This is a genomic window from Porphyromonas canoris, assembly GCF_000765975.1.
In the GTDB taxonomy this organism is placed as follows: Bacteria; Bacteroidota; Bacteroidia; order Bacteroidales; family Porphyromonadaceae; genus Porphyromonas_A; species Porphyromonas_A canoris.
Window position 1 is genome coordinate 1 of the sequence record NZ_JQZX01000017.1, and the last position, 21304, is coordinate 21304.

General features: G+C 46.5%; 17 protein-coding genes and 1 tRNA gene. 7 read left to right on the plus strand and 11 right to left on the minus strand.

Translation table 11 applies throughout. The annotated features are described in order from the left end of the window. The coding region (locus HQ29_RS10015) for an Ig-like domain-containing protein (RefSeq protein WP_200878527.1) at window positions 1-414 on the plus strand (414 nt) is incomplete at its 5' end. Between the two features lie 244 nt (window positions 415-658). Next, window positions 659-1672: a hypothetical protein gene (locus HQ29_RS09285; protein WP_036869453.1), complete on the plus strand. Its 1014-nt coding sequence runs from the start codon at window positions 659-661 to the stop codon at window positions 1670-1672. A gap of 2945 nt (window positions 1673-4617) precedes the next feature. On the opposite strand, the gene deoC is transcribed toward HQ29_RS09285, so the two are convergent. From deoC to HQ29_RS09340, 10 genes are all read right to left on the minus strand, one after another. Then, on the minus strand, window positions 4618-5490 hold the full coding sequence (gene deoC, locus HQ29_RS09295) for a deoxyribose-phosphate aldolase (RefSeq protein ID WP_036790840.1): 873 nt from the start codon (window positions 5488-5490) through the stop codon (window positions 4618-4620). Continuing rightward, entirely contained in the window at window positions 5477-5830 is a 354-nt protein-coding gene (locus tag HQ29_RS10345) for a nucleotide pyrophosphohydrolase (RefSeq protein ID WP_036849290.1), read from the minus strand. Before HQ29_RS10345 ends, deoC begins: the two co-directional genes overlap by 14 nt. Before the next feature lie 3 nt (window positions 5831-5833). Further along, entirely contained in the window at window positions 5834-6283 is a 450-nt protein-coding gene (gene dtd, locus HQ29_RS10350) for a D-aminoacyl-tRNA deacylase (protein WP_036790834.1), read from the minus strand. 9 nt (window positions 6284-6292) lie between these two features. Beyond that, window positions 6293-8110 carry an excinuclease ABC subunit UvrC gene (gene uvrC / locus HQ29_RS09310; RefSeq protein ID WP_036869454.1) on the minus strand — a complete coding sequence of 606 codons (1818 nt, stop codon included), beginning with the start codon at window positions 8108-8110 and terminating at the stop codon, window positions 6293-6295. Window positions 8111-8148: 38 nt separating this feature from the next. Further along, window positions 8149-10041, minus strand: coding sequence for a tRNA uridine-5-carboxymethylaminomethyl(34) synthesis enzyme MnmG (mnmG, locus tag HQ29_RS09315; protein ID WP_036869457.1), 1893 nt, complete (start codon window positions 10039-10041; stop codon window positions 8149-8151). Continuing rightward, window positions 10038-12668 carry a DNA mismatch repair protein MutS gene (mutS, locus tag HQ29_RS09320; protein ID WP_036869459.1) on the minus strand — a complete coding sequence of 877 codons (2631 nt, stop codon included), beginning with the start codon at window positions 12666-12668 and terminating at the stop codon, window positions 10038-10040. Before mutS ends, mnmG begins: the two co-directional genes overlap by 4 nt. Window positions 12669-12707: 39 nt before the next feature. Continuing rightward, window positions 12708-13835, minus strand: a complete 1128-nt coding sequence (locus HQ29_RS10020) for a phosphatase PAP2 family protein (RefSeq protein ID WP_082226875.1) — start codon at window positions 13833-13835, stop codon at window positions 12708-12710. Between the two features lie 18 nt (window positions 13836-13853). Continuing rightward, window positions 13854-15890 carry an Ig-like domain-containing protein gene (locus HQ29_RS09330; RefSeq protein ID WP_052090058.1) on the minus strand — a complete coding sequence of 679 codons (2037 nt, stop codon included), beginning with the start codon at window positions 15888-15890 and terminating at the stop codon, window positions 13854-13856. A gap of 7 nt (window positions 15891-15897) precedes the next feature. Beyond that, the gene (locus tag HQ29_RS10025) at window positions 15898-16296 is read right to left on the minus strand and encodes a hypothetical protein (protein WP_052090059.1); all 399 of its coding nucleotides are present in this window, start codon (window positions 16294-16296) and stop codon (window positions 15898-15900) included. Window positions 16297-16401: 105 nt separating this feature from the next. Next, a tRNA-Gln gene (locus tag HQ29_RS09340) sits at window positions 16402-16472 on the minus strand. A gap of 143 nt (window positions 16473-16615) precedes the next feature. Between HQ29_RS09340 and menB the strand changes: the two genes are divergently transcribed. Genes menB through ispD form a run of 5 tightly spaced genes read left to right on the plus strand, consistent with a single transcriptional unit; the run spans window position 16616 to window position 20820 of the window. Next, the gene (menB, locus tag HQ29_RS09345; RefSeq protein ID WP_036849302.1) at window positions 16616-17440 is read left to right on the plus strand and encodes a 1,4-dihydroxy-2-naphthoyl-CoA synthase; all 825 of its coding nucleotides are present in this window, start codon (window positions 16616-16618) and stop codon (window positions 17438-17440) included. A gap of 15 nt (window positions 17441-17455) precedes the next feature. Continuing rightward, the gene (locus HQ29_RS09350; RefSeq protein ID WP_036869462.1) at window positions 17456-18469 is read left to right on the plus strand and encodes an o-succinylbenzoate synthase; all 1014 of its coding nucleotides are present in this window, start codon (window positions 17456-17458) and stop codon (window positions 18467-18469) included. 11 nt (window positions 18470-18480) lie between these two features. Next, a complete protein-coding gene (locus HQ29_RS09355) occupies window positions 18481-19572 on the plus strand; it encodes an AMP-binding protein (protein WP_161781579.1) in 1092 nt (363 codons plus the stop codon). After that, window positions 19565-20125: an RNA methyltransferase gene (locus HQ29_RS09360; protein ID WP_036790817.1), complete on the plus strand. Its 561-nt coding sequence runs from the start codon at window positions 19565-19567 to the stop codon at window positions 20123-20125. Before HQ29_RS09355 ends, HQ29_RS09360 begins: the two co-directional genes overlap by 8 nt. After that, window positions 20122-20820 carry a 2-C-methyl-D-erythritol 4-phosphate cytidylyltransferase gene (ispD, locus tag HQ29_RS09365; protein ID WP_036869464.1) on the plus strand — a complete coding sequence of 233 codons (699 nt, stop codon included), beginning with the start codon at window positions 20122-20124 and terminating at the stop codon, window positions 20818-20820. Before HQ29_RS09360 ends, ispD begins: the two co-directional genes overlap by 4 nt. Here the strand turns inward: ispD and ybaK are convergent. Continuing rightward, on the minus strand, window positions 20811-21302 hold the full coding sequence (ybaK, locus tag HQ29_RS09370; RefSeq protein WP_036869466.1) for a Cys-tRNA(Pro) deacylase: 492 nt from the start codon (window positions 21300-21302) through the stop codon (window positions 20811-20813). The genes ispD and ybaK overlap by 10 nt on opposite strands. Window positions 21303-21304 lie beyond the last annotated feature (2 nt).

A 21304-nucleotide genomic window follows, 5' to 3' on the forward strand; every position in this document is an offset into this window, starting at 1 on the left:
ATCACCGTCTCCCCGACAGAGAAGAGCGTTATCGAAGGTGAAAGCTTTACGATCACCGCCACCGTACAGCCTGCCGATGCAGACAACAAGGCGGTACGCTGGAGCAGCTCCGCATCGGACATTGCCACGGTGGACAATCAAGGCAAAGTAACGACCCGCAAACCGGGTAAAGCGACCATCACCGCCACAACGGAGGATGGCGGCAAGACAGCCGGTTGCGAAGTTACGGTAAAGAGCAAGATCACCGAAGAGTACAAGGCTCTCAAGAAGAAAGCCGAAGAGATGGAAGGCAAGACGGATGACGCAAAGAAAGAGCTCGCCGGCATCAAGTCTTCCGACAAGAGCATCAACGAAAAGATCAAGCTCATGGAAGCCCTTCTAAAGAAGATCAACGGCATCAAGAGGACAGCTTAAGCGATGAGATAGAAGCGAAGAAAGATCTGCTTCACGAAAGCGAGTACAACGAACTGAAAGAGAAGAAAGAGAGCCTGCTCTCCGGCATTGCTGAGCTTCAGAGCGAGGCGGAGACCTACAAACAGAAGCTGGATAAAGCAGCTAAAGAGGGAAAAGGAGATCTTTCCGACCTTGAAATCGTGGATCTATGATGACCGACAAAAGCGAAAAGAACATAAACCATAAACCATAAATACAGAATCAGATGAGACTTACATGTAATATATACACCAAAGCAGTATGCGCGCTGACGCTGCTGCTGGTTCTGCTGGCAACCGGTTGCCGGAACGAACGGGAAGATCTGCCTACGGGAAAAAGAAGCAGACAGCTCACCCTTACGGCATCCATGCCTCAGGATGGAGGCGGAATGCGCGTGGAGCTGAAGAAGTCGGCAGACAACAGCACGCTTATAGCCAAATGGAAATCGGGAGACATGGTAACGTTCGTCTTCGAGCAGGGCGATGTTCTGACAGACCCCGTGGAAGCAGCCATAGGCAGAATCGAAAACAACGGCAAGCGTGCGAAGCTGCATATCGAAGTGCCCGAAAGCATAGACACTTCGGAAGAGTACACCATCCATGCCTTCTGCGGAGTACCGGGAACAGGCGTGAGCGTAGAGAGGGGAGAGATCCTTTTGGACATCCTGCCGTTGAGAGCCAACCGCTTGGAGGATATTGCCGTTCCGGTGATTGCCAAGAGGGATATATCTCCGGAGGGAGAAGAGGAAATGGCTCTGCCGTTCGACTATCTTGGCTCGATAGAGTACGTGGATCTCAAGAACGGCTCCTCCACCACACTCCGGGTTAACAACTGCCACCTTTATGCCGTCGATCCGGCAGCGGAAGAGTGGAGATACCTGCCCCGCAACGGCAAATACCATCTCTACAAACCGATGACGGACGAAGTGATGGAGGCAGACGGCGACAAACCCAACCCGTTGGAAGAGTCCGGTTCGGCAGTCTCGGTGGCACCGGGAGCGACACACACGTTTGCGGTGTGGCATCGTCCGACAGGCAACAGCATTCCGGAGTTCGGCATATCGGTGCAGACAGACAACGGGACTCAGCTCTCCAAGAACAAGAAGATAGCCAAAGCATTCTCCATGACTCCGGGCAAGGCGTATCGTGTACGGGCAGAGTGGAAAGATAACCGCCTGACGATCTTGGGCGAACGATCTTGGGCGATGACGTGGAAGAGGATCTTCCTTCCATCACCTTGACGACAGAGAAAGAGGAGGGCGAGACGATAACGCTTGGGATCATCGCCGAGCCGGAAGACCAAGCGGATGTCTGGATAGACCTGAACAACAACAAGGTCAAAGATGCAGGCGAGAGCGTGACCGGATTTTACTCCGACCAAGAGTACACACTCGGCTCCCGGACCGTTACGGTGTATGGAAAGGTAACGACGTTGTCCTGCCCCTCTAACTCCCTCACCTCGCTGGATGTGAGCAAGAACACCGCTTTGAAATGGTTGTCCTGCCACTCTAACTCCCTCACCTCGCTGGATGTGAGCAAGAACACGGCTTTGACAGTGTTGAGCTGCAACTCTAACTCCCTCACCTCGCTGGATGTGAGNGATGTGAGCAAGAACACGGCTTTGACAGTGTTGAGCTGCAACTCTAACTCCCTCACCTCGCTGGATGTGAGCAAGAACACGGCTTTGACAGGGTTGCACTGCGACTCTAACTCCCTCACCTCGCTGGATGTGAGCAAGAACACGGCTTTGACAGAGTTGAACTGCAACTCTAACTCCCTCACCTCGCTGGATGTGAGCAAGAACACGGCTTTGACAGAGTTGGACTGCGACGATAACTCCCTCACCTCGCTGGATGTGAGCAAGAACACGGCTTTGACAGTGTTGAGCTGCAACTCTAACTCCCTCACCTCGCTGGATGTGAGNGATGTGAGCAAGAACACGGCTTTGACAGTGTTGAGCTGCAACTCTAACTCCCTCACCTCGCTGGATGTGAGCAAGAACACGGCTTTGACAGAGTTGTCCTGCGACTCTAACTCCCTCACCTCGCTGGATGTGAGCAAGAACACCGCTTTGACACGATTCTCCTGCGAGAATAACCCGAATCTTAGCTCCTTGAAGATCTCAAGCAGCATAAATGACGCGTTGTGGGTCAACCGCTGTCAGCTGAGCGCGGAGACGCTGAACGAGATATTCACCACGCTTCCCGATGTAAAAGGGCAGACAGAAGGCGCGAAGAAGATCTGGATAGCAGACAATCCGGGTACGGATGCGTGCAACAAGAAGATAGCCAAGGACAAAGGCTGGAAATTGGATGTCGGAGATACTCCGCCTGCCGGCTACAGCATGACGATGACGACAAAGAAAGCCGTAGGCGAGAAGATAAAGCTTTGGATCGACGCCGAGCCGGCAGACCAAGCGGATGTCTGGATAGACCTGAACAACAACAAGGTCAAAGATGCAGGCGAGAGCGTAACCGTATTTGGCTCCGACCAATACGACCAATATTACACACTCGGTGCACAGACCGTTACGGTGTACGGGAAGGTAACCGGGTTGCGCTGCGTCGCTAACTTGCTCACCTCGCTGGATGTGAGCAAGAACACTGCTTTGACAGAGTTGGGCTGCTCCTATAACTCCCTCACCTCGCTGGATGTGAGCAAGAACACTGCTTTGACAAATTTCTACTGCAGAAATAACTCCCTCACTTCGCTGGATGTGAGCAAGAACACCGCTTTGACATGGTTGGACTGCGGCTATAACCCCCTCACCTCGCTGGATGTGAGCAAGAACACCACTTTGAAAGAGTTGTACTGCCACTCTAACTCCCTCACCTCGCTGGATGTGAGCAAGAACACCGCTTTGACATGGTTGGACTGCCAGTCTAACTCCCTCACCTCGCTGGATGTGAGCAAGAACACCGCTTTGGCTTATTTGTGCTGCGACAAAAACTCCCTCACCTCGCTGGATGTGAGCAAGAACACGGCTTTGGCAATATTCTCCTGCGAGAATAACCCGAATCTAAGCTCCTTGAAGATCTCAAGCAGCATAAATGAGGCGTTGTGGGTCAACCACTGTAAGCTGAGCACGGAGACGCTGAACGAGATATTCACCACGCTTCCCGATGTAAAAGAGCAGACCGACGAAGACGAAGACGAGAAGAAGATCTGGATAGCAGACAATCCGGGCACGGATGCGTGCAACAAGAAGATAGCCGAAGACAAAGGGTGGACGGTAGATATTGAAGAATAGGGAAAACTCCCCTCACCCCGAAGTGGCGGGGCGTAAAATATTGTAGACAAATTCGGGCAGTGCCGGTGCGATAAGTGCCGGCACTGCTTTTTTTGTGCCGAGACGGAAAACCGGGATCGGGAAAAGAGAAAAGGTCGGTTTCGGAGAGCATGAAAATTTCGTACGTACAAAAAAATATTTTCGTAGGTAAGAAAATAAATTTCCGTAGGTAAGAAAAAATATTTTCGTAGGTAAGAAAAAATATTTTCGTAGGTAAGAAAAAATATTTCCGTAGGTAAGAAAAAAAATTTCTGTGGCCAAGAAAAAAAATTTTTGTGGCCAAGAAAATAAATTTCCGTGGCCAAGAAAAAAAATTTTTGTGGCCAAGAAAAAAAATTTCCGTGGCCAAGAAAAAAATTTTTCGTGGGCATAGAAAAAAATTTTCGTGCGGACGAAAAAATATTTGCGTGCGCAGAAAAAGTATTTTCTTTAGCATAAGAGTTGTAGCGATCCGGGCATAAAAATATATTTTCATAGGCAGGAAAATATATTTTTATACGAATGGGAAATATTTTTTTATGCCTGCGGACATATTTTTGTCTGCGCACAAAAATATATTTTCGTGCGAATGGGAGGAGATTTTTGTACGAAGAAGAGGAGATTTTTGTGCGAAAGGAAGGGATTTTTTGTGCGAATAAAAAAGGATTTTCATGCGGACAGAAATTTTACCTCTTTCGGAATCGGATCCGCCTATGTGGCTTTTGCCCGAAATTTTTAGTGCCTTCGGGAGGAGAAGAAAAAAAAATGAACAGATTGATTTTCAGCGACATACAGAACAAGCTAAATATAGAATGTGGCATGGCGGGGGAGCAGATGGGGGCCATAAAGAAGCCATCCCGGAAAGATTTTGCTCTTTCCGGGATGGCTCCGATTGGGATGCTGGGAAGGTCCCCTGCGTTATTCTCCGATCTCTTTCTGCAAGTCTGCCACAAGGCTGCTCGCACCTATGCGGAAAAGGTCGGGGGTAAGCCATTCGTCCCCAAGCACTTCTTTGACAATGGCAAGGTAGCGGAGGGCATCCTCTGTGGTGCGCACTCCTCCGGATACTTTGAGTCCGCGCTTTTCTCCGAAGAGCTCGGCATACTGCTTCAAGACGGTCGCCATGGTGTAGGCCGCGTTGAGGGTTGCGCCGGGATACTCTTTGCCGGTGGAGGTCTTGATGAAGTCGGCATCGCAGAAGAGGGATAGGATGGAAGCCCGGCGTATGTTTTCGGTGCTCTTCAACGCCCCGGTCTCCAAGATCACCTTGAGGTGCCTGCCCTTCGTTACCTCTCTCAGCTCCAAGATTTCGTCTGCGACTTCTTCGTAGTTTTCGGAAAGGAAGTTGCCGACGTGCAGTACGATGTCTATCTCATCGGCTCCATCTTCGACGGCAAGACCGGTCTCGACCACTTTTACCTCCGGAAAAGTCTGGGAGGATGGGAAGCCCCCGGAGACGGCTGCGATATTGACGCCCCGGGTGGAAAGGGCGTTCTTGACGGTGGAGACGAAGTTGGGATAGACGCAGATGGCTGCGACGTGAGGGATGTCGGGTCTGTTGCTGTCGAGGGCATTGACCTGCTCGACAAACTGCATGATCTGCACGTCATGATCCGTTGCGGATAGCGAGGTGAGGTCTACCACGCTGTGGAGAAACTTGATGTTGTCCACGGTGTGGAGCGTATTGCCATACTTGGAGAGGATCTTTTCGACTTCAAGTGTTGTCTCTTCTTCTGTCAGTGCCGGACGAAACTTTGCAAACGCGTCCGTATATCTGTTACTGCTGTTCATGTTGATTGTTGAGTTTAGGATTATTGATGTGTCTTGTTTTGTCTCTTTCGGTCTTCTTGAGGAAGTTCTTTCGGATGGCGGCGGTAAGATCGCAGCCGGTCTGGTTCGCAATGCAGGCAACGACCCAAAGAAGATCCGCCAGCTCGTCTTCCAGATCGAGCTTCTCTCCCTCCTTTGCCTGCTGCTCCCCGTACAAACGAGCCATGATGCGTGCCACTTCTCCCACCTCTTCGGTGAGAACAGCCATGTTGGTGAGAGGATCGAAATAGCGCACGCCGTAACGCCTGATCCAGCCATCGACCTGCTCTTGCAGCTCGGAAAGGGTAAGCTCCTGCTTCATGTCTTATGCGTTTTTTGAGTCGATAATGATGGTAACAGGTCCATTGTTGGTCAGCGCAATCTGCATATCCGCTCCGAATACGCCGCGTGCCACCGGCTTTTCCAGCGCCTGCTCGAATGCCTGCACGGCTTTCTCGTACAAAGGCTCGGAGATCTCTCCGGGAGCAGCGTGTATGTAGGAAGGACGGTTGCCCTTCTGCGTGGATGCCATGAGGGTAAACTGCGAGACAAGCATCACCTCTCCGCCGACATCGAGCACGCTTCTGTTCATCACTCCATCCGCATCATCAAAGATGCGAAGACGGACACACTTGCGGACGATATAGTCGATGTCTTTGTCGCCATCATCAGAAGCGATGCCGATAAGGATAAGCAGTCCCTCCCCTATTCGGGAGATCTCTTTGTCGTCAACGGTGAGCCGGGAAGACCGGACTCTCTGTACCACTACTTTCATAGCCCAAATTTACTCATTACTTTTTGTATGGAAATATTCATGGACGAGCCGCGCCTTGGCTCTGCCCAAAATAATCTCTATGTCTTCAAGCGACGCCTCACGGATCTTCTTGACACTCTTGAAATGCTTCAAGAGCTTCGCTTTGGAAGCAGATCCTATGCCGTGGATGGTGTCCAGCTCCGAATGTGTCTGCGACTTGCTACGAACTTCCCGGTGAAACTTGATGGCAAAGCGATGGACTTCGTTCTGCACACGCTCCAAAAGCAGAAACACCGGCGAACGCTGCATGATGCCGACAACCTCAGGAGGATTTCCGTAGAGGATATTTGCGGTCTTGTGCTTCCGGTCTTTAGCAAGCCCGAGAATGGGAATAGCCAGCCCCATATCCTCCAATGTCTTTCTGATGGTCTCCATGTGCCCTTTACCCCCATCGGCAATAATGAGATCCGGCAGCTCTCTATCCTCTTCGATAAAGGCGGTATAGCGTCTCTGCACCGCCTCTGCCATAGAGGCATAGTCGTCCTGCCCTTGTACGGATCGTATGTGATAGTGCCTGTACAACTCTTTTGCCGGCCTGCCTCCAATAAAAGCAACGCAGGCTGCAACGGGAGAAGAACCCTGGATATTGGAGTTGTCAAAGCACTCCATATGATATGGAAGCCCCGGCAGTCCGAGAGTGTTCTGCAACTCTTGAAGGAGCTGCATATTGCGCTGTTCGGGGTTGAGCTTTTCGGCTTGACGGTCTCTATCGGTCTTGTACTGCTCCACATTCTTCTGCGAAAGTTCCAAGAGTCTTTTTTTATCGCCTCTTTGAGGAATGGTAACGGTAATACCCTCCGGCACGTAAGCAATAGGAAGAGGAAGAATAAGCTCTTTAATACCTGGTCTCAAAGCATTCAGACTCTCTTGAACAAGAGTGGAAAGCCACTCCTCCGGCTCTTCAGACAGGCTCTTCTTGTACTCCAACGTCTCTCCGGAAACGATATTGCCACTCCGCACCTCCAGATAGTTGAGGTAGATGGAACCGAGATCTTCGGAGAAAGAGCAGACCAAAGCATCGCCCACACTGTGGGAAATAACAGCAGAAGCGGCTTGATAACTCTCTAAAATGGAGATGGAATGCTTTATGGCTTGTGCCTCTTCAAACTTCAACTCCGAGGCGTACAGCAGCATCCTATCAGACAGTTCTTGCTTTACGGACGAGATATTGCCTTTCAAAACCTCTCTGATCTGACGGATATTCTCATCGTAATCTGCTTCGCTCTGCTTGCCAACGCAAGGAGCAAGGCAGCGATGAATATGATAGTTGAGGCAGACTCGGAATCGTCCCAACGCAATATTCTCTTGTGTAAGATTCAGACTGCAAGTGCGAGGAAGAAAGACTTTCTTAATGACACCGACGAGAGTGTGCGCCATCTTGCCTGCCGGATATGGGCCAAAATATTCCGAGCCATCACGAACCGGCTTGTGAGTGATAAAAACTCTTGGGAAAGGCTCTCTCTTGACGCAGATGTAAGGATAAAAGTTGCCATTCTTGAGCATGATGTTGTAGCGAGGACGATACTCTTTGATAAGATTATACTCCAACAGAAGAGCGTCATGCTCCGTATCGACAACGAAATATTCCAACCACTGCAAGGTGTTTACCAGAGCACGCGTTTTGGCATCCGAATGCTCCTTTTGGAAATAAGAAGCGATCCTTCTGCGCAACGACTTTGCCTTACCTATGTAAATGACATCCTCATTTTTGTCCAAATAACGATAACACCCCGGGAGCTCCGGAATGCTGCTCAATGTCTCAAGAATGTCCTTTTTAGGTATCAGCATTATCTCTGTTTATGTTTCACGTGAAACATTTCTTGTTTTCAGACTCGGCCACAAAGAACAAGAAGAATATTTATATCGCTTGGAGAAATGCCCGGTATACGAGATGCCTGACCTATATTCTCCGGATCTATGGCAGAAAGTTTCTGACGAGCTTCCGTAGAGAGCGAAGAGATTTCCATATAATTGAAACGACCTTTAAGCGTAATATGCTCCAAACGCTTTGCTCTATCCGCCAACTCTTTTTCGCGCAATATATAACCCGAATATTTTGCCTCAATCTCCACCGCTTCAAGAACCTCATCTCTTAATTCCGAAGGGACAGAAGCAGAGATTTCTGCAAGTTCCGGGAGCATTGCAACCATATGTTCAATATGGATATTGGGACGAAGGAGCAGATCCATCGCCTTACAACCCTGCTTTAGAGGTGTAGTGTTATAGGCTTGAAGCTGCTCGTTTACCTCAGAAGGGCGAACGCCCAAAGAGCGCAAGCAAGCATCCACTCTGCCAATCCATTCCATTTTGGCTTCATAGGCGTGCCATCTTTCATCTTCTACCAATCCGATCTCTCTACCTCTGGGAGTGAGTCGCTGGTCTGCATTGTCTTGTCTCAACAATATGCGATACTCTGCCCTACTGGTAAACATCCGATAGGGTTCATCCACCCCTTTTGTAACAAGATCATCTATGAGCACTCCAATGTATGCTTCATCTCTGCCAAGTGTAAACTCCGGCAGGTTCTTTATTTTCAGTGCGGCATTTATTCCGGCGACAATTCCTTGACCGGCGGCTTCCTCATAACCTGTGGTACCATTGATCTGACCGGCAAAATAGAGACCAGGAATCAGTTTTGTCTCCAAAGTATGATAGAGCTGGGTAGGATCAAAGAAATCATACTCTATGGCATATCCCGGTCTTAAAAGATGTACCTGCTCCAAAGCAGGAATCTTTTTCAAAGCATCAAGCTGCACCTGAAAAGGAAGAGATGACGAGAACCCATTGATGTAGTATTCTGTGGTATCTTCACCCTCCGGCTCCAAAAAGAGCTGGTGCTGACTCTTGTCCGCAAAAGTTACAATCTTGGTCTCGATGCTTGGACAGTAGCGAGGCCCGATACTTACAATCTGTCCGTTGTAGAGCGGGGAGTCTTCCAAGTGATTTCTCAACTCCGTATGACTTGCCTCATTCGTGTAAGTGATATGGCAAGGACGCTGCTTGAGATGATTCTTCAAACGAGAGTCGGGCAAGAAAGAAAAGCGGTGAAAATCTTCGTCTCCATACTGAGCCTCACAGAGGTCGAAGCGAATACTCCTTGCATCTACCCGTGCAGGCGTTCCGGTCTTCATCCTATCCGTACGAAACCCTTTTGAGATAAGCTGCTCGGTGATGCCGTAAGATGCCGGTTCCGAAATGCGCCCTCCTTTCCATTGATGAGATCCAACGTGCATAAGTCCATTTAAGAACGTGCCGTTGGTCAGTATCACTTTAGAGGCATAAAAAGAGATCTTCTGAGCAGTTTCCACACCTTCTATGCTACCATCTTCCTCTGAAAAGAGCAAGCGAGTTACGGTATCCTGCCACATATAGAGATTCTCCGTATTCTCCAAAATGCGTCTCCAAGCCATAGAAAACTGCTGCCTGTCACTCTGAGCTCTCGGACTCCACATGGCAGGTCCTTTGCTCCTATTGAGCATCCGAAACTGAATGGATGTGGCATCCGTAACAACCGCCGTAGCACCGCCTAAAGCATCTATCTCGCGAACAATCTGCCCTTTTGCAATGCCGCCAATAGCCGGATTACAACTCATTTGGGCAATCTTACCCATATCCATCGTAATGAGCAAAACAGAGCAGCCCATTACCGCCGAAGCTCGTGCAGCTTCACAGCCTGCGTGCCCCGCTCCTACGACTATTATATCATATCTAAACTTCATTCGTTCTTACCTGTAATTACTTTTTTTATTTCACTTAACTTGTTCAATGCTTCGATAGGTGTCAGATGGTTAATATCTACTCCTATGATTTCTTTTCGTACCTGACCGAGTACAGGATCATCCAATTGGAAAAAGCTGATTTGATAAGGAGTGTTTCCTACAACCTCTCTACTCGAACCGCTATGATTAAAAGATGGGATCGCTCCTCTATCGCCCTTCTCCAGCTGATGCAGAATATCACCGGCTCTTTCTACAATCGTTGATGGAAGACCTGCAAGCTTGGCAACATTGATACCAAAACTATGTTCACTTCCTCCCGGCTGAAGTTTTCTGAGAAAAATCACTTTACCATCGACCTCCTTGACAGAAACATTAAAGTTCTTTATCCTGTCGTACTCCGCTTCCAACTCATTCAGTTCGTGATAGTGCGTTGCAAAAAGTGTTTTTGCTTTGCCGTGAGGATATTCATGTATATACTCTACAATAGCTCTCGCAATGGAGATACCATCGTAGGTAGAAGTTCCTCTACCCAGTTCATCTATCAGAACAAGACTTCTATTGGTCAAACTGTTCAAGATGGCTGCCGATTCGGTCATTTCAACCATAAAAGTAGACTCCCCTCTGGAGATATTATCACTGGCTCCCACTCTTGTAAAAATCCTGTCTACCAGACCGATAGATGCAGATCTTGCAGGAATGAAGCTACCCATCTGAGCCATAAGACAGATGATAGCGGTCTGACGTAGCAGAGCACTCTTACCGGACATATTAGGTCCCGTAACAATGATGATCTGCTGATTTTTATCGTCTAAGTAGAGGTCATTTGCAATGTATGCCTCCCCGGTCGGAAGAAGACGCTCTATGACGGGATGGCGTCCATCTTTTATTTCAATTACCTGTCCATTATTAACATCCGGTTTTGCATATTGATAAGCAGTAGAAACATCCGCAAAAGACTGAAGTACATCTACTTCCGATATTCTTACTGCATTATTCTGTATCTCTTTAATATGCTGTGAAAGATTTGATATAAGACGCGTGAAGATCTCTGTTTCCAAGATAGCAATCTTCTCCTCAGCTCCTAAAATCTTCTGCTCATACTCTTTAAGCTCTTGAGTGATATACCTCTCAGCATTCACAAGAGTCTGCTTCCGGATCCAGTCTTCCGGCACTCTCTCTTTGTGTGTATTACGTACTTCTATGTAGTAGCCAAAAACATTGTTGAATGCTATTTTCAGACTTGGAATGCCTGTACGCTCTGCTTCTCTATTTCGGATTTCGATAAGATACTCTTTTCCTCCTCCGGCAATACGTCGCAGTTCATCGAGCTCCGGATGTACCCCCTCACGTATCACACGACCACCTCTGTTCATAAGAGCCGGAGCTTCCGGATCTATTGTTTGTGCAATGGCTTGACGCACTTCGGAAGAGTCTGTCATCATTTCAGCCAAATGAGTGGAGGTATCACATCCCAGAGACTTTAGGATGGTTCTGATTGGATTGAACTCTCCCACTGCTTCCGCCAGCTGCAACAGCTCACGAGGATTGATCCTCCCAACAGCTATCTTGGAGACCAGCCTCTCCAAGTCTCCAATCTTAGCCATGTGAGTTCTGAGCTTTCCTGTAACTTCACTCTGCTTCATGAAGACTTCTACGGCATTTTGCCTAAACTCGATCTCTTTGACATCAAGAAGAGGAAATATCATCCATCGCTTTAAGAGACGCCCACCCATAGGCGTTAAAGTTCTGTCCAGGACATCCACAAGAGCTACTCCATCTTCACTCATCGGCTTCAAGATTTCAAGATTTCGGAGTGTAAACTTATCCAATCGGACATATCTGTCTTCTTCCATTTTTCTAATGGAGGTAATATGTCCTAATTCAACATGGCAGGTAGCATGCAGATAATAAAGAATAGCACCACACGCCACGATCGAAAGCTTGTTCTCCTCTATACCAAAACCCTTCAGATTCTTCACGCCAAAGACTTCCGAAATCTTGTCTCGTCCATACATCTCGGTATAGATAAAGTCTTCAAGCGGATAAAGATTCAGTTTATCTCCAAATTCTTCTCTGAACATACGCTCCAATCCTCTTTGCAGAAGCACCTCTTTAGGAGCAAAGTTCGCCAATAGCTTGTCCGCATCTTGAGGATATGTCTCAGCCGTTAGAAACTCTCCGGTGGACAGATCCAAGAATGCCAATCCTATCTTTCCACTTCCGAATACGACAGATGCCAAGAAGTTGTTTTGTTTGGCATGAAGCACTGTATCGTTCATGGTAAGTCCCGGTGTAACAAGCTCTGTAACAGCTCTTCTAACCAACTTTTTGGTGGTCTTGGGATCTTCTATCTGATCACAGATTGCTACTCTTTTTCCAAATCCGACCAGCTTAGGCAGATAAGTATCCAACGCATGGTGTGGAAAACCGGCAAGTTCGATATGGCTGGCAGAGCCATTAGCACGCTTCGTCAAAGTTATGCCGAGCAGGGACGAAACCGTTATGGCGTCTTCACAAAAAGTTTCATAAAAGTCCCCAACCCTAAACAGTAATATAGCATCGGGATGTTCTCTTTTTATCTTATTGTACTGAGACATCATCGGAGTCTCTGCCACTTTTGTTGACATATATAATATCTTTAATCCATTTACTTTTACAAGAAAGCTTTACCAACCCCATTCCACTGCCATTCCAAACTCCCAAGTACCCGATTGGTTATTCTTCCAAGGTGCGGAAGAAAATGCGGTATATCCTTTTAGCAGCGAGACATTACCTGTTCTAAAGATCAAACCCAACTCCGGACGAAGATTCCAACCATCACGGGACTCACCAAAGCGAGAATAGTGATTCAAAGAAAGGCCTCCATCAAAGAAAAAACCATTCAAGGGAAGCTCTCTTCTATAACTGACTCCCCCTCCTATGGAACGAGAAAAATCAGACTTTTCAGATCCCATTTCACTCCATGCTACTTGAGCCACAGCTCCCCACTCTTTATAAAATGGAACTCTAACCATAGCTCCAAAATGGTTGAATATGTTCTCCGAAAAGAGAGTCCATCCCCTACGAAAAGAGATACCATATCCTTTCAAAGGCTCATCACGATATGAATAAAGATTATAGGGTTTTCCGGTTAAAACAGACGCTAAAGCATAGGTCAGTTTGGCAGATAATATACCCACTACAGCACCTCCTGCAAGATCGCTAACCCAATGCCTGTTATTAAGGATTCTGGCAGTAGCTGTGAGAGATGCAGATGTGTAGGAGAATGCTGCCAACCAAGGATAACGCTCCCCATACTCTTCCACCAAAAGAGTCGCACAGACAAAAGAGAAAGAGGTATGACCCGATGGAAACGATTTATAGTTGTTCTGATCCGGCCTCATTCTGCCAAATCCTCTTTTTCCTGCATGAGTTATTGCTGTCGAAAGTAAGACTGCACTTCCTTGAAGCAAAAACATCTCTCCGGCACTATTACTGTATTTCGGCTTTACTCCTCCAAAGTATAAACCCCAAGAAGTTGCCACGGGGATGAGACTTGAATAGTCGTCCACATAAGTCCTGAATGATCCGAAGTGGATGGATCTCCAATCATACATCGTCTGATCCAAACCGGGAGTAGAGACTGCAAATAAAGTCAATGGTAATACTCTTGTCCATTGATACTTAGATCTACTTATGCTATCAGAAGGCACAGCCGTTTCTGCCTTTATTGTGGGAGCAAAGTCTATTGAAACAAACAATATTCCCGACAAAAAGACATATAGAAAGATATTTAGTGCTCTTTTGATAGCCATAGAAACAATATATTGAAGTTAGAAGCTCTGGCGAAGTCCTCCCATACCGCCTCCAAGATCAAAACCACCGCCGGACGATCCCATTCCTGAACGGCGTCTCTTCATCTCCTCTTCTCTTTCCTTATTTTTATCCCTCTTCTCGACCTCCTTAGGTTTATTGCGTACAAGCTCTAATGGTTTTTGCTTATCCAGAGGTATGCTTTTAGGATCAAAGTTCTCTTTGACAGTCCAGTTTTTCAGAAGCTCCATCTTTTTATTCAGATAGAAGACTTCCTCCGGTTGTAAGTTCTTATCATAGTCTCCCGGATCCCATCTTCCATTTCCGTTACGATCAATTATAACACGCAGATAATAATTCCCCGGTTTAAGATCTGAAAAGACTATTTCTCCCAAATTTTTATTGGAATATGCCACACCCAAAATTTTATCACTTTCATTGAGAAGTTCCCCTATCATCGGTGTCTGTCCATATCCGAGTACTTCTACCAAGAGCGAAGAAAACTCAGACTTTGCCTTTGTCTCGAAGCTCTTCTTGAGTGGTTCCAATAGAGGCCGACCCAAAATATCGTTTACAGAAGCACTATCTGCATAGAGCGTATAGCTCTGCTTGTAGCTCAATGGTGCTTTGAGTAGCCATAGTCTGGAGCGTCCCGGCATCGGCATCAGTGTATCTATCTTTGCATCTACCTCTATCGTATCTTTTTTATAAACAAGCCTCAATGCTTTTCTGAGCATTTCCGTATCAACGGGATATGTGGAAGAGATCAGGATTGAATCTGAAATACCTCCATCTCCTTTCGTCTCCATACTTAGAGTCCACGTTGGCTTAGGTTTTTCAACAGCTGTGGAATCCTTAGGGGTATCGGCATCCTCTTTCTTCTCCTTGACCTGCTTCTTAGGAGGTGTGCGAAGAGCTATCGTATCCGATACTACAATAATATTATTCAACGAGTCTATTGAAGGATAGTTCACAATGAATGTATCTCTCGAATGATAAAGAGAGTCCGTAAGCAGATAGGTCGCCTTTTTCGTGTAAAGATCAGCATCTGTAAAGATTTTAGTCCTCGGATCCGTTCCCGCACTCTCTAATCCTAAAGCTCGGATGGAAGGAATATCCTTTTCCTCTAAAAAGGGCAGATTAAATTCGAGTTCTATTGTCGCAGAGTCTCGTCTTTCTCGTTTAACGATATAGTTTCGCTGTTTGTCCGACTGGAAAAAGCGCAGTACAACATCATCCGGAAGATATCTTGTGTACTTGACAAGATATGTGGAGTCCACAACCGGCTTTCCCTTGACAGTCTTAAATATAGTGTCTTGTCTCACCGCGGGTTCGGAGCTTGTGGTAATCCTCTCCGGGAAGAACGCCACAGCTTCCATAGGAGAATTATAGCGATAGTTGTTGTCATTATCTTTAAGAGCAAAAAGACTATACGATCCGGACTTCATATTACGAATAACAAATCGTGCCCTGTCCGATGTACGAGACATTCTTAGAAATGTGGTATCTCTGAACGCTTCCCGTCTGGGGTCGGCATGAATTCCGACTACAACATCAGACACAGGCTCAAGATCTCTTGCATTGAGAACGACACCGGCTATCTCCATTGTGTCTATCTCATTACCGGTACTGAATGCGTGAGAAAAATTTTCAAGGGCATTCCTCTCATTGTTGTCCTCTATAGAGTTCGTAAAGTCGATAGTATAGGTCGTATTGGAAATGAGAGAATCTTCCAATATCACCTCCACACGCTTTCCTATGGCTTGTATCTTAGGATTTTGTTGCTGCGGAGGAGATATAATCACCTTTTTGCTTGCATCTTTTACTGTGATGTACTCGTCAAAATAGAAGACAAACTTCTTCGTATTTACATTAAGTGCTCCCGAAGCCGGTACAGATTTCAGCAATACGGGCGGAGCATCATCATACGGACCTCCTCCCGGACCGAGTTTACTCGCACAAGAAAGCATTATTACAGCCGAAAAAATAAAGATCAACACCTTCATTCCACGACTCATGCCGAAGCTGTTCAGTCTATTGTTTTTGCTTTTTTTCATGGTCAGGTCAGCTATTCAAAGATCCTAAAATCGCTTCGTTAAGTTTACCTTCTGCCTCAGCAGCAATAAGGTTATCGGTTTCATACGGATTCAGCAGGATCATTCCCACAACCTTTCCTGTATGATCTATCGCCATCACGGCTTCTCCCTCATCATTTCCGGCATCTCTGCGTTCTGCGTTATACCCTGCCTTGACGTAGGCGCGAGCTATCTCTTTTGCAAAATGCTCTCTCTTCTCCACATAATACTCCACCATGTGATCCTCTACGTAGTAAGCATCTACGAGAGTCATGCCTTCCACTTCAGGAAGTTCGTCATCATCAAATCCAATATCCATTGTTTGTTCCTCTGTGGTATAGATGATATCAAGCTTATCTTGCTCCTTGCTATTTTTATGCTTATCCATAGTAGCTCTATGATTTTTGTTTAGTACTGTACAAAATTAGCAATAAATAGACCTTATAAAAAGAAAAGGAGGCTATCTAACCATAAATTAGAAGCCTCCTCTATGTTGACCCACGAGGATTCGAACCTCGACAGACAGAACCAAAACCTGTAGTGCTACCATTACACCATGGGTCAATACCTTGTTTTTGTGATGCAAAATTACAAAGGAAATTCCGAACCACCAAATAATCAGCAAAAGATTTGCTTCTTAATCGGTACAAGGAGTGAAAAATGAGTACCTTTACAACAAACAAATTCAAAATAAAACAGAAAGTATAATGAGTACCAATAGAGAATGGAGAACGATTAAACAATACGAAGAGATTCTCTTCGATTTTTACAACGGAATTGCACGAATTACAATCAATCGGGAACGATACAGAAACGCTTTCACTCCACAGACAACGGCAGAGATGAGTGATGCTCTCCGTATTTGCAGAGAAGAAGCAGATATTTGTGTTGTTGTGATTACCGGAGCAGGAGATGTTGCTTTCTGTGCCGGAGGAGATCAGAATGTAAAAGGTCGTGGCGGCTACATCGGAAAGGATGGTGTTCCAAGACTAAGCGTATTGGATGTACAAAAACAGATTCGCTCCATTCCGAAACCTGTCATTGCTGCGGTGAATGGATTTGCCATCGGCGGAGGTCATGTCCTTCATGTCGTTTGCGACTTGAGTATCGCTTCAGAAAACGCAAGATTCGGACAGACCGGACCGAGAGTAGGTAGTTTTGATGCCGGATTTGGATCTTCTTATCTTGCTCGTGTTGTGGGACAAAAGAAAGCCAGAGAGATTTGGTTTTTATGCCGTCAGTACAATGCACAAGAAGCATTGGATATGGGTTTGGTAAATACTGTTGTGCCTTTGGAACAGCTCGAAGACGAGTATGTCAAATGGTCTGAGGAGATGATGTCTCTCAGTCCGCTTGCACTGCGAATGATCAAAGCCGGTCTGAATGCAGAGTTGGATGGTCAGGCAGGTATTCAGGAGTTGGCCGGTGATGCTACAATGCTTTACTATCTTACCGATGAAGCACAAGAGGGTAAAACAGCCTTTTTGGAAAAGAGAAAGCCGGACTGGTCTAAGTTTCCAAAACTCCCATAATCTTTCCGTGGTATTATGGAGCTGACTATCCGTAAAGAGAAGCTGATATTCAAACAGCCGGCAAAAACTTCCAGAGGGGTATATCTCACAAAAAATGTCTTTTACATAGAGAGAGATACACCGCAAGGGAAGGAGATTATCGGAGAGTGTGCTCCACTGGAAGATCTTAGCCCCGACTTCTCACAGGAGTATCACAGTAAGCTATCCGATCTATTACATCAAATCGAGAATGATTCCTGGTCTCCCACTCCAAGTTGGAAACAATATCCATCTATTCTGTTTGGTATAGAAACAGCTCTCAGACATATAAAGGCTGGAGGATTGGCGCATACAGACACCCCATTTTCGAGAGGAGAAAAAGGTATTCCCATCAATGGTCTTATATGGATGGGATCTCATGATGAGATGCTAAGGAGAATAGAAGAGAAGCTTCATGATGGCTTTCGATGCCTTAAACTAAAGATCGGAGCTATTGCTTTCGATTCCGAAATAGACCTGCTTCATCGCATTCGTAGCAGGTTTTCAGCCGAAGATCTGGAGATAAGATTGGATGCTAACGGCGCCTTCTCTTTTTCTGAAGCACTCGGAAAATTGGAAACTCTATCCCAATACAAGATCCACTCCATCGAGCAACCCATAGCCGCAGGGGAGCCGGAGAAGATGTCGAAGATTGTCAGAGATACTCCCATTCCTGTTGCTTTGGACGAAGAGCTGATAGGAGTTTACGAAACAGAGGAGAAGCAATCTCTTTTGGAAACCATTCGTCCGCACTACATCATACTTAAACCCACACTCCATGGCTCTTTTTATGGGTGTGACGAATGGATAGAGTTGGCTGAACGAATCGGTATCCTTTGGTGGGCAACATCTGCATTGGAATCCAACATCGGGTTGAATGCCATAGCGCATTGGGTTTCCTCTCACGGCGTGGAACGTCCGCAAGGTTTGGGAACAGGAGAGCTTTTTACCAACAATATCTCTACTCCCATATATAGAAAAGGAGCGGAAATATGGTATCACCGTTCATGATAAACCGGAAAATGAGAGGAACAGATGCAGAGAACATAAAGCCGGACAGAGACACTGCTTCCGCCGACATATCTGTCCTATGCAGAAATTCGGAAGAAGAGAAAAAGCTGAAAGGGGAGCTGGAAGCTTTTCTGGACGAATGGTATAGCCCTTCTCCTCTGATAGCTCTTCACACTTCGGGTTCTACCGGTACACCCAAAACAATTCTTGCGGAGAAAGAGAAGATGAGACGAAGCGCACGACTCACGCTGGAAACATTCGCTCTCTCTCCCGGTGCTACTGCTTTTTGTGCCATGTCGCTATCTTACATAGCAGCCAAGATGATGGTGATAAGAGCCATAGAGGGATCTCTCAAACTTATTCTCTCCCCCGCCTCCGCACATCCGCTTGCAATGGATGCTCTTCCCGATATCGATTTTGCGGCAATGGTACCTCTGCAGGTAGAAAAAAGTATGGAAAACCGTTTGGAGAAAGAGCGACTTTCCAACATCAAAACCCTTATCATAGGAGGTGCAAGCATCTATTCCGAGCTTGAAGAGCAGCTCATGCAACTCCCCAGCAGGATCTATGCCACATACGGAATGACAGAGACATTTTCTCATATAGCTATCCGAAGGATCAATGGTACAGGGCGTTCTCTCTCGTTTACCCCTCTTAAAAATGTCTCTATATCTCTCTCGGCAAATGATGCCATCACGATAAATGTTCCTCATCTTTGCGATACTCCAATAGTCACGAACGATAAAGGCGTACTTTTTCCGGATGGTACTTTTCGGATATTGGGAAGACTCGACAATGTTATCAACAGTGCCGGCATCAAACTTCAACCGGAAGAGCTCGAACAGAAGCTTTCTCCCGTCATACCTGTTCCTTTTCTTCTGACATCCGTTCCGCATCCTCTTTGGGGCGAAGCTCTTGTCATCCTTCTTGAAGGAGAGATAACACCCGATATTCTAAGCCGTAACATCGCCAAAAGACTTGAAACCAAAGAGAGACCCAAATACTTTCAGCTTGTATCTTCCCTACCCAAAACAGAGAGTGGAAAAGTAGTAAGAAGAGCTTGCAATAACCTTTCTGCACTTACCCCTTTGAGTTATGAATGACAATATTAAACTATCTGTTGTGGAGATGAACCGCCTGACACAGGAGGAGTTCAAGCAGCAAAAGAAGATTCCCTTGGTTATAGTGCTGGACAATGTAAGAAGCATGAACAATATCGGTTCCGTGTTCCGCACTGCCGATGCCTTTTTGGTCGATGCTCTATACCTCTGTGGTATCACAGCCACACCCCCTCATCGGGATATAAGAAAGACGGCACTCGGAGCTGAAGACAGTGTTCTGTGGCGCTACTTCGAGTCCACATCGGATGCTGTCGCCCATCTTAAAGAGCAGGGCTACCACCTTCTTGCTCTCGAACAGACCCAAAACAGCATTCCTCTTCAGGAGATAGAGAAAAAACTGAAAGAGCTGAAAGAGCAGCCTCTTGCCCTCGTTATCGGACACGAAGTGAAAGGCGTGGATCAGGAAATAGTAAATATGTGCGATGGAGCCATAGAGATACCTCAGTTCGGAACGAAACACTCTCTCAACGTAAGTGTAGCCGCCGGAATGAGTATCTGGGAAATAGCCAAATATTATATGAATAGGAGCGTATGAAGAAGAGAATAGCAGTAATAGTGGCAGGAGGTTCCGGACAGCGGATGCAGAATACTCTTCCAAAACAGTTTATGGAAGTGAACGGCTTGCCTGTTATCTTTCATACCATAAAAGCGTTTCACACTTACGATCCTGCTATTGAAATAGTGGTGGTCATACCCGAAGCACATCGAAATACTTTTCTCTCTTTAACCGAAAAATACCGGTTCGATATACCCGTTACTTTGGTCAATGGAGGAGCCACACGCACGGAGAGTGTCATGTCCGGACTTCTATCCATTCCGCAAAAAGAAGATACGATAGTGGCGATACATGATGGTGTAAGACCGAATATATCTCCGAAACTGCTGGACAGGCTTTTCACAACATCAGAACAAAACAGTAATGCCTGCGTCATTCCGGTAGTGGAAAGCACCAATTCCCTTAGACAAATCATTTCCGAAAAGGGAGAAACCCTGCCCGTAGACCGTTCTACCATTGTAGAGGTACAGACTCCACAACTCTTCCGGTCGGATCAAATAAAAAGGGCTTACGATAAAGCCCTCAAAAGCGATCTGCCTTTCACAGACGACGCATCCCTGTTTCAATGGTACTATAAAAAGTCTCCCCTTCTTGTGGAAGGAGAGAGCGAGAATATCAAGATAACAAGGCCGATAGATATAGAACTGATTTCAAAACTTCTCTCTCAATCCTGAGAGATATCTGCAACCACGGCTCCCACATAAGAGATAAGGTCTTTGGGCGAAAGTTCCACCTGTACACCGCGTTTTCCGGCACTGATAAGGATGGTATCGCAAAGCAGTACATCCGAGTCGATATAGACTGGAAAAGCCTTTTTGAGACCTATGGGAGAGCAACCTCCGCGTATATATCCTGTAACGGCAAGAAGATCTTTCATGGGAAGAGGCTTTACAGACTTCACACCATGAGCGGAAGCCACTTTTTTCAAATCTATTTCGCTTCCTGCCGCAACCATTGCCACCACAAAACTTCTCTCCGAAGTCTCCAGTACAATAGTCTTATAAATCTTTCCGGGATCTATACCCAGCGTTTCTGCCAGATGAATAGCGGAAAGATTCTCTTCATCTACTTCATACGTATGAAGCGTATAGGAAACTTTTCCGCTATCCAAAAGTCGCGAAACATTGGTCTTACAATCTCTGTTTTTGCTACCCATGC